We start from the raw sequence: 9,643 nt of genomic DNA on the forward strand, positions 1-9,643 counted from the left end.
TGAGGTAAATGATTAATTGTAACCTGGATTTTGCACCAGCTTGCTATTCCTGTTGATCTCAGATTGAGGGATTGGAAAAAGATCGTACATGTTCTTGTAATACCTGTTTTCCAGCGGGAACCGTTCGTAATTCCATTCGCTTCCCGCACGTGTTATTCTCATACCCTGAACGGATTTCAATACCTGCTCACCGATGCGCCACCGTCTGATGTCCCAGAATCGGTGTGATTCGAAGGCAAGCTCCACGCGACGCTCATTGTGGATGCGTGCGCGCATATCTGCCTTGTTCAGCCCTGCGGGTAGAGGAGGCATATTTACGCCAGTGCGGGCACGCACTTGATTGATAGCGTCATAAACCGATGGGTCAGGACTTTCCAAACTCTCGTTTTTGGCTTCGGCGTAGTTGAGCAGAATCTCGGCGTACCGGATGTATACAAAAAAATGACTGCCCGGCCGCCATATCGGTGTGAGACTGCCGTTCTCATCAAGGGTTTTGGCCAGGTAGTAACCGGTGCGGGTATAATTATCTCCACTGCCGTTCAATCCATCGAGCCCTCCTTCGAATGTTTCAATTGGAAAGCCACGCCAGGGATGGAGGTTGTAGACGACGGTCATGGCCAGTCTTGGATCGCGGTTGGCATAAGGTTGTTGCGGATCATACAGATCTGATTCGTTGTACAGTTTGCCATCGGTCATTTCGAAGGCGTCTACGAGCTCCTGTGTAGGTTGCACAATGGAAAAACCACCCTGGCTGGGCATCAAATTGTTGCGCAATTGGTCTTCGTAGTTTGCCGTATGCTGGAAAATGATTTCAGGTGATTGCCGTGTGTGCAGAACATCCTTGAACGATCCATGCAGTTGGTATATACCCATGGTAATGACATCCTGAGCCGCCTTGGCGGCACGTTCCCATTTTTGGCGGTCGTTATCGGGATTATGCAGTGGACTGGCTGCGTACAGCAGCATCCTGGATTTGAGTGCAAGTGCGGCTCCGGCCGTTGCCCTGCCCAGATCTTTTGAGCTGTACTCTTCGGGCAACAACGAAGCGGCCCGGTCACAGTCTTCGACAATGAAGCCGATGATCTCATCGGCAGTGGCTCTGGGGATATTCAGATCCTCATCTACCTGCAATACTTTGCTGATCAAAGGCACGCCTCCGTACCGTTTGAACAGTTCGGCATAAAACCAAGCCCTCAGGAAAAATGCTTCTCCTTTCATACGGCTTTTGCCGGCCACTTCTTCGGTATTGGAGGAGGAAACCGGGAGGCCATCTATCTTTTCGAGAAACATATTTACACGGCGGATGGCCGCGTAGAGGTCTGCCCATTGGTCAATGGGGTTATTGGCAGGTGTGAGGTTACCATCATAAACAAATTTCGGGCTTGGCCAGTACCGGTAATGACAATAACCGTTGTCCGTAGCGCCATCGTAGGAAAAAGACCAAAGGTTTCCACCGACCCAATCAATGGTGAGGCCGGTTCCATATACTTGTGCCAGGAAACGCTCGGTTTGCCTATAGTTGCTAAAGACTTCTTCTTCGGTCATGCCGCCTGACTCTGCTTTGTCTAGATAAGCATCGAACTTACTGCAACTTACCAGCAGAATCAGTACCGTTGTTCCTGCATAGTGAAACAACCTATTTTTTAGTGAATTTTTCATCATTCAAGTTTTTATCCCATTAAAATGTCACCGATGCCCCGAAATTGTATACACGCTGTTGCGGATAATTATTGCCGCTTCCGCTCCGCGTTTCAGGGTCATATGAACCACCAATGCGGTCCCAAGTGATGAGATTCATCCCATTGGTATACAGGCGTACTGCAGACAGCCCTTTATTTTTTGTCAACTGGATGTTGCGGAACGTGTAGCCAACCTCTGCGTTCTTGAGCCTTATATAGCTGGCATCCTTGAGGAAAAAGGACGACGGGCGGTGGTTGTTATTGTTGAACCCGTAGTGCAATACGGGATAAGTAGCGGTAGCTGCTGTTTCAGATGTCCATCTTCCCAGGTGATGTTTCAAGACGTTGCGTCCTTCCACAAACTCGTAAGCAGCCTGGTCACTAAGCATCACGTTAAATCCGGAGGCTCCCTGAAAGAGACAACTGACATCCAGGTTTTTCCAATTGATGCCCAATGCGAGCCCATAAAACATCTCCGGCACGTCAGACTTGCCGATTGGGCCGGCATCATTGGGGTCAATGAACTGATCGCCGTTGAGGTCGATGTACCGGAGATCGCCGGGAATGATCTGGCCGAATTGCTGTGCAGACTGCTGGATTTCTTCCATGCTGTTGAAAAAGCCGTTGGCGGTAAGCCCGAAAAACTGGCCCAACGGGCGGCCTGTAAGCGATAGATAGGGATAGGGTTTCGGTTCCTCATCCATGAAAATGATTTTGTTGCGGGCAAAAGAGGCATTGCCCCTGATAAAATAGTTTACCTGACCGATACGCTTGCGATGATTAAGTTCGATTTCAAACCCTTTATTTTCTGTAGCGCCAAAGTTGACGGGGGCCAGGTTACCGCCGGGTATACCGATGATGGAGGGTACCGAGCCGCGGGTAATCAGGATGTCGTTTCTTTTTTCATGGAATAGATCAATGTTTAAGTCGATGAGATCGGTCCACAGCTTCATTTCGACACCGATGTTGGTTTTGTGTGCCACCTCCCAAGTGACCGAAGGATTGGCAATAGCGCCTTCGCCAACACCGCTCATCCAGGTGAGTGGATCGCCAAAATTGTATCCAGACAGGTCGTTAAATTCGGAAATAAAAAGCCACCGGCGACCGTTAAGCTGGTCGTTACCAGTGAGTCCAAATGAGCCCCGGATTTTCAGCAATGAAAGGACCGGGTTATCGCGTAGAAACTCCTCGTCCGACACTACCCACGCGGCGGAGATTGCAGGGAAAAACCCATAGCGGTTGCCCTTAGCAAAATTATCCGTGCCGTTGTACCCGGCGTTGAATTCGGCGAAGTACTTGCTCCGGTAGTCGTATGTAATCCGCGAAACCAATCCTTGCGATACGAATGGAATCTGTCCGCCAAGTACTTTTTGTGTACGGTTTGCCAAGAGCATGCCGGTGATGTTATGATTTCCGAGGCTTCTGACATAATTCAAGGAGACATCCATCCAGATATCCCGATTCTGACCAAAAGAAGAGGAAGGCGCAGATAATGGCAGATCCTCCCCTGTATAGGTATAGTTAGCCGGATCTGCATAATCTCCGGTACCGCTGTAGTACGCGGCACGTTCGCTCCGGGTGCGGGTGAAGCGGTTTCGGAAATATCCATCAAACGAGTAGTTCCCTTTAATGGAGAGCCCTTCGGTGATAAAATTCAATTTACGGGTCACCGACAGCATGCCGGAGAGCGACGAGTTGAAGTTCTCACTGTATCCCTGGGTGTTTAACCAGTAAAAGGGATTAAGCAATGCGGGGGTCTGGGCGTAGTAACCTGTTGGATATCGTATTGGAAATGCGTTGGGAGTGACTTTCTGGAGCATATCAAATAGCTCCGCGGCGGTTGACCGCGGATAACGGCTGTTTTCGATGGCGCCAAAAAGATTGAGTGACATGGTAAAGTCATCGTCAAAATCCACGTCGACATTCGACCGGAAATTATACCGCTTAAACGACACGTTCGGGTCATATTTGGGTTGTTTTTCCGCCCGGTAGATTCCGTCCTGATCCGTATAGCCAATATTAACGAAATAGCGTGTCCTGGGGCTTCCTCCGCTAATGTTGAAGTTTGATTGGGTAAGCAGGGAAGGCTTCAATGCCTCTTCCATCCAGTTTACATCCGGGTATTTCAGTGGGTTGATCCCGGTCCGGTAAGCCTCCAGGGCGATTTCAGAATAGGGGAGCAGCGTGCCCTGCGGATTGTCATTCCGGTAGGCTTCGTTTGATAGCAATGCGTAGTCGTAAGATCCCAATATCTGCGGTAACCGGGTAGGCGTCTGGATGGCTGTCTGCGTGGTTACCTGTATGGCGGCGGGACCTTCTTTCCCTCGCCTAGTAGTAATGATGATCACACCATTGGCCCCCTTTACGCCATAGAGTGCCGTAGCGGAAGCGTCCTTTAGGATCGTGATGTTTTCGATTTCATTGACATCCAATAAATTGATGGAGGCATAATCTTTCTGAACTCCATCAATGGTGACTAGGGGAGATGTGTTGTTGAAAGTAGATCTGCCGCGTATTAATAAATCCGAATTGTCATATCCCGGTTCGCCACTCCGCTGCAAGGTAATCAGCCCCGGAAGGCGCCCGGCCAAAGCATTGGTAACGTTGGCTACAGGGCTTTGACGCAGTTCTTTGGTTGATACGGATGCGATGGATCCGGTTTGGGCAATTTTCTTCTGAGATTGCCCAAAGCCCAATACGACGACTTCCTCCAGTTCACTTAAATCCTGTTCCATTGTGACATCGACTGCTTCCAAACGGATGAGGTTGACTTCCATTTCCGTAAATCCGACCAAGGAAAACCGGAGTGTTTCACTGGACGATGCCTGAATGGTATAGTAGCCATTTTCGTCGGTAGCGGTACTTCGGGATGTACCGATTACGGTAACAGTGACCCCCTGTAACGGTGACCCGTCTATATCCGTGACCCGCCCGCTAGCCGACTGCTGATGGGGAGGACGCCGCATGACGTTTTCCCCGGGGGCGTGTTGTTCACTGTTTTTGACGATGATCGTGTTATCCTGTATCAGCCATTCGAAGGGTTGGTTTTTGGTAATTGCGTTCATGGCTTCTTCAAGGCTTGCCTTGGATAGGTTTACACTGATTCTCGTCTCAGCTTGTTCCTTGCCGCGCAGAATAAAAGGGAATCCGCTTTGTGTCTGGATATCTTCCATTACCTCTGCCAAAGGCCGATTGGTGGCCTTCAGCGATATCTGCTGCGAATAACTTTCTGCAGTGGCATTCAAAACGAAGAGTAAAGTCAATACGATGGTTAATTTCATCATCAGCAGTAGCCTAAAAATCAATGGTGGGTATAAACTACCTACCTTGGTTGGTACACATTGGTTCATGTATTGTATTGCTTTCCAGCAACTACATAGAAAATCTCCAGGAAATATTTCCTATGTTTGTACTGTTTGGGTTAGTCTAATTACTTTAATCCGGTGCCATTAAAGGCATTGTATTCAGGCGACTCAAATACATGGGGTAGTGGCGCAAACGCTACCCTTTTTTGTATCCGATCGCTTCCTCGTTAGCTTTTTCTTTTTTTCATGTCTTTTTTCATTAAGTGGTTAATTGGATTGCCGTTACGGCGGGCTATGGGTATACCGTTACTTTTTGGGTGTCTCCCGTCTTGGTTATTTTAAAATTCAGACCGCTGCCTTTCAGGATCCGGAGTACGGCAGACAGGTTGTTGTCGCGGCTTATCTGACCATAATAATGGGTATCGGGAATATCCCCGATATACTCGACGTCCATGTCATACCAACGGCTTAATTGGCTCATCACCGATCGTAATTCCGTTTCTCTGAATTTAAAGAGGCCGTTCTTCCATGCAGTATACAGCTCCACATCAACGGCTTTAACATCGATTCTATTCCCCTTGATAACGGCCTGTTCACCAGGATTGAGGGTAACGGCGGACGTTCTGTCGCGGCTGTCTTCTTTATTTACTTGCACAGCTCCCTCTACCAGGGTGATTCGCATATCCTGCTCTTCGGCATAGGATGATACATTAAATGAGGTGCCCAAGACCTGGATGGTATGGCCGTTTACCCGCACAGTAAACGGGCGTGAAGCATCCCGTACGATTTCGAAAAAGGCTTCTCCTTCGATGGCTACCTCTCTTTTATCCGTGGTAAACCGGGAGGGGTATCGGAGTACCGAAGAAGCATTTAACCAAACTTTGCTGCCGTCGGTCAGTGTGATTTGATACTGCCCGCCTTTGGGGGTACTAATGGTATTGGACGGGAATACGGCATTTTGTCCGGTTGTTTCATAACCGGCAATGAGTGATCCGTCTGTATAGGTTATGGCGTCTGGTGCCACGACCACCCCCTGCTGTGCATCGCTGAGCTCCAAAGTCTTTCCATCTGCTAAGGTCAAGGTTGCCCGGTTGCCTCCGGGCAGGATATCCACGGGCGTATCAGCCAATTGGTGTTGTTGTCTGTGGTCGCTCGTGAAAAATAAATACAGCACTATTCCTATAAATAGCACGGCGGCGGTGGTTGCAACCCATTTGTACAAGACGCCGACTCCACTTGAGCTACGTTTTGGGCGCACATGTTTGCCAATATGCGACCATATGAGGTCGAGTTCGCCTTCCAACTCGTCGTTATCTATTTCAGAAGTACTGTCGCTATTGTACTTTAAATACCAGCTCTCAACGATTGCCCGTTCTTTAGGAGTACAGGTTCCGTTCTGATATTTTTTAAGCAATTGCCTGATTGCTGTTTTATGCATAATCTGCTGATTTCTTACCGATGTCTATGAGTAAGACAAGTAACCGGCTGCAAAGGGGTAGATTTTTTTGGAAGATCTTCGCCAAAGCATAGAACGGTAGATTTCTTACCTTTGCTTCGACATGGGTATTATGAATTGGCAACAATTGTTGTCCGCTAAACGATGGGGATATGAATCCCGCAAACAGGAGGATCACCAGGATGCACGTTCGGAGTTTCAGCGTGACTACGACCGGTTAATTTTTTCGTCGCCGTTTCGCAGGCTACAGAATAAAACACAGGTTTTTCCCCTGCCTGGCAGTGTGTTCGTGCACAACAGGCTGACCCATAGCTTGGAAGTGGCGAGCGTAGGGCGATCTCTTGGACGTATTTTCTACAATGAGATGAGAAAGGCGAATCCGGATATTGACGGGCAGCTTCCGTACCTGCAGGAGGTGGGAAATATTATTTCTGCTGCTTGCCTGTCGCATGATCTGGGTAATCCGGCGTTTGGCCACTCGGGGGAAGCCGCCATTTCCAATTACTTTACAGCAGGTATGGGGGCCGTATTTGAGAAGCAGGTAACCGAAGAAGAATGGGCAGACCTGACACATTTCGAAGGCAATGCCAACGCACTACGAATATTGACTCACCCGTTTGCCGGCAAGGACGAACATGGGTTTGCCCTCACGTATAGTACGTTAGCGGCTATTGTGAAATATCCATGCGCGGCCGCGGACGGCCATAACAAACGGGTGCATCATCGAAAGAAATATGGTTTTTTCCAATCGGAACGAGCCGTTTTTGATAAAATAGCCGTCGAATTGGGATTGGTAAAAGATTTAGATACTCCAACAGGCTATAAACGACACCCATTGGTATATCTGGTGGAAGCTGCCGATGATATCTGCTACAACATTATCGATTTGGAGGATGCGCACAGGTTGGGTATTCTGCCCTATGAGCAGGTGGAGGGTTTGCTGTTGCCGGTTTGCCGGGATGAGCAGCTGAAAGAGCGCCTGCAGAAACTGGCTGATTTTGATAGCCGGGTCAGTTTGCTGAGGGCTAAGGCTATCAACACATTGATTGGAGAATGTGCGACCGCATTTACCAGAAATCAAGATGTGTTCTTGGAAGGTGCGTTCGGTAGATCGCTTATGGAAGCAGTGGATACGGATTTAGTGGACGCCATGCGCACCATTGAACAGGTATCAATCGAGCGGATTTACAATGCGCAGTCGGTCGTGCAGATTGAGGTAGCCGGCTACAAGGTAATGAATGGGCTGCTCGAAGAGTTTATTCCTGCTTATCTCAAGCAGCATAAGACGCCATACGATGGCAAGCTGTTGGCGCTAATGCCGAAACAATTTCATACCCAGCGTGACGATACTTACGCCAAGATCCGCTCGGTGTTGGATTTTGTTTCCGGGATGACTGACTTGTATGCAGTGGAACTGTACCGTAAAATAAAAGGAATATCGTTCCCCTCCCTGGATTGACGAGAAGATGGAACCTAGCTCGATAACCATGCCGATACATTTATATAACCCCTTTACGCATTTCCATTTTGATAACAAGACCTGTTTCCTGAGTGGGCAATCTCTGCAATCAAACGATGAACAGATACAGGTTTTTCCCCATTGGCTTATGCGGAAGTTTGACCTTGAAGATAAGCCTTTCAAATTGCTTGATGAGAGTATTCGTACCTATAAACAGTTGCAACTGCCCTGTGCGACAGCCGTAGCTGAGCGGATTGCCGAAATGGATAAACAGTTGGAATTGGCATTCAACAAAGGATACGAAGCGGTGAGGCAGGTAGACAGCCTGTTGCTTTTTCAATGGGTGGCGAGGATGGTATATGGGGTCGTATTCAATGAAATACAGGCGGGCATCCGGCAGCAGGCATTAAGCGGGGAAGCAATGAATTTTTCGCAGGTGCTGGCGCATAAATTCAAAAACCTGCATTTAATGTTGCAGTCATTGATTTTACCGATGCAATTTGATGGCGGGATACCATTTACGGTGTTGGTTTTCGAAGTTGACAATGACGAACAGACATTTAATTACCGGGATGAGATCAATACGTTGGTGTATTCGCTCCGGATGAACGACGTGGGTATTATTGTATGCCTGCAGGATAATGGAACGAATGGTGTTTACCACCGGGAGTCTGTGCAGAAGGTGGAGGGACGGTGCCTTCATCCGATTCAGTTTGAAGAATTATGTGCGCGTTTCTTCTACTCTGCTTACCTATTTAACCGCTTGCCTGAATATACCGTTTTGCCGACGGATGAACAGGTTTACCTCGAACCGATGCCTTTAGCTGATATGAGTATGAAGCCTATTTTTGACTCCTGGCAAGTAAAAACGTATGGGCAGGTACTGGAGAATTTTTGGAAACCTTGGGGATATACGTTGTTTGAAATCATCAAGGACCCTGAAAAGCCGATGTCGTTTTTGGTAGATGGGGAAGGTAATCCGGTGTCTGGTAGTGCGATAAACCTACCTAAGGCATGAAAGCGCGATTTCAGGGAAAATGTGCAGTTTTATTTGGAATCGTACTTGAATTATCCGTATTTTTGTAGTCCTGCTCTTTTTTTAGCAGGGTTCTTTCATTGAAGAAAGTTAGATTGTAAAAAAAATAATTAGGCTGATAATCAGTAGATCATTCAAATAGTTTAATTTTTTATTTGCATTCAGAAAAAACGTTTTTAGTTTTGCACCCCGCGATCGGCAAAGGGAAGAAAGTGAGGTCAGAAGCGGACGTTATTTGAAAGAATCGGTAGAGAATTTGGAGGGAAGGTTAGTCGTGGAAACACGGTGCGTGAGAAGGAAAAAAATAAAAAAATATTTTTTGTTTTTAGATAAACATTTCTACCTTTGCAGTCCCAAACGGAACGGGGTGTTCGAGAGAGCAGGGGTTCCGGTCCGGAAGCGCGATGCGACCGGGGTTTGAAATCGAGAAAATCGACTGGTTCTGAACCGGTTTGAAATAAAAGAGCCGAAGCGTGAGCGGAGGCGGGATAGTTCTTAAAGATATTGATATTCATGTAGCGTAACGAGTAGTCTGTTTTCAGGCGAAAGTTAAAACAGACCTAAGTCAATCAGTAAATAGACATAATAACAAAGATTGATTCCGAGGATATCGGGTCAGATCATTACTTCATTTTACAATGGAGAGTTTGATCCTGGCTCAGGATGAACGCTAGCGGCAGGCCTAATACATGCAAGTCGAACGGGATC

The 9,643-nt window shown here is 47.7% G+C and carries 5 protein-coding genes and 1 rRNA gene; 3 read left to right on the forward strand and 3 right to left on the reverse strand.

The features are described from left to right. Window positions 1-12 precede the first annotated feature (12 nt). The 3 genes from IEX60_RS23290 to IEX60_RS23300 form a co-directional block, all read right to left on the reverse strand. On the reverse strand, window positions 13-1,662 hold the full coding sequence (locus IEX60_RS23290) for a RagB/SusD family nutrient uptake outer membrane protein (RefSeq protein ID WP_188753804.1): 1,650 nt from the start codon (window positions 1,660-1,662) through the stop codon (window positions 13-15). A gap of 16 nt (window positions 1,663-1,678) precedes the next feature. Continuing rightward, window positions 1,679-4,963 (reverse strand): SusC/RagA family TonB-linked outer membrane protein, encoded by a 3,285-nt coding sequence (locus IEX60_RS23295; protein WP_188753805.1) that lies wholly within the window; start codon window positions 4,961-4,963, stop codon window positions 1,679-1,681. A 313-nt stretch (window positions 4,964-5,276) separates the two neighbouring features. Next, on the reverse strand, window positions 5,277-6,422 hold the full coding sequence (locus IEX60_RS23300; RefSeq protein WP_188753806.1) for a FecR family protein: 1,146 nt from the start codon (window positions 6,420-6,422) through the stop codon (window positions 5,277-5,279). 130 nt (window positions 6,423-6,552) lie between these two features. On the opposite strand from IEX60_RS23300, the gene IEX60_RS23305 reads away from it, so the two are divergent. The 3 genes from IEX60_RS23305 to IEX60_RS23315 all read left to right on the forward strand — a co-directional run. Then, window positions 6,553-7,899, forward strand: coding sequence for a deoxyguanosinetriphosphate triphosphohydrolase (locus IEX60_RS23305; protein WP_188753807.1), 1,347 nt, complete (start codon window positions 6,553-6,555; stop codon window positions 7,897-7,899). Window positions 7,900-7,927: 28 nt separating this feature from the next. After that, entirely contained in the window at window positions 7,928-8,917 is a 990-nt protein-coding gene (locus tag IEX60_RS23310; RefSeq protein ID WP_188753808.1) for a hypothetical protein, read from the forward strand. A 653-nt stretch (window positions 8,918-9,570) separates the two neighbouring features. Further along, window positions 9,571-9,643, forward strand: a 16S ribosomal RNA gene (locus tag IEX60_RS23315); the annotation flags it as partial.

The organism is Parapedobacter defluvii (assembly GCF_014642075.1).
Lineage (GTDB): Bacteria > Bacteroidota > Bacteroidia > Sphingobacteriales > Sphingobacteriaceae > Parapedobacter > Parapedobacter defluvii.

What these genes read in the sequence shown, in the direction of transcription:
- IEX60_RS23290 (WP_188753804.1), bottom strand. Translation starts at nt 1,662, where the DNA reads ATGATGAAAAATTCACTAAAAAATAGGTTGTTTCACTATGCAGGAACA.
- IEX60_RS23295 (WP_188753805.1), bottom strand. Translation starts at nt 4,963, where the DNA reads ATGATGAAATTAACCATCGTATTGACTTTACTCTTCGTTTTGAATGCC.
- IEX60_RS23300 (WP_188753806.1), bottom strand. Translation starts at nt 6,422, where the DNA reads ATGCATAAAACAGCAATCAGGCAATTGCTTAAAAAATATCAGAACGGA.
- IEX60_RS23305 (WP_188753807.1), top strand. Translation starts at nt 6,553, where the DNA reads ATGAATTGGCAACAATTGTTGTCCGCTAAACGATGGGGATATGAATCC.
- IEX60_RS23310 (WP_188753808.1), top strand. Translation starts at nt 7,928, where the DNA reads ATGCCGATACATTTATATAACCCCTTTACGCATTTCCATTTTGATAAC.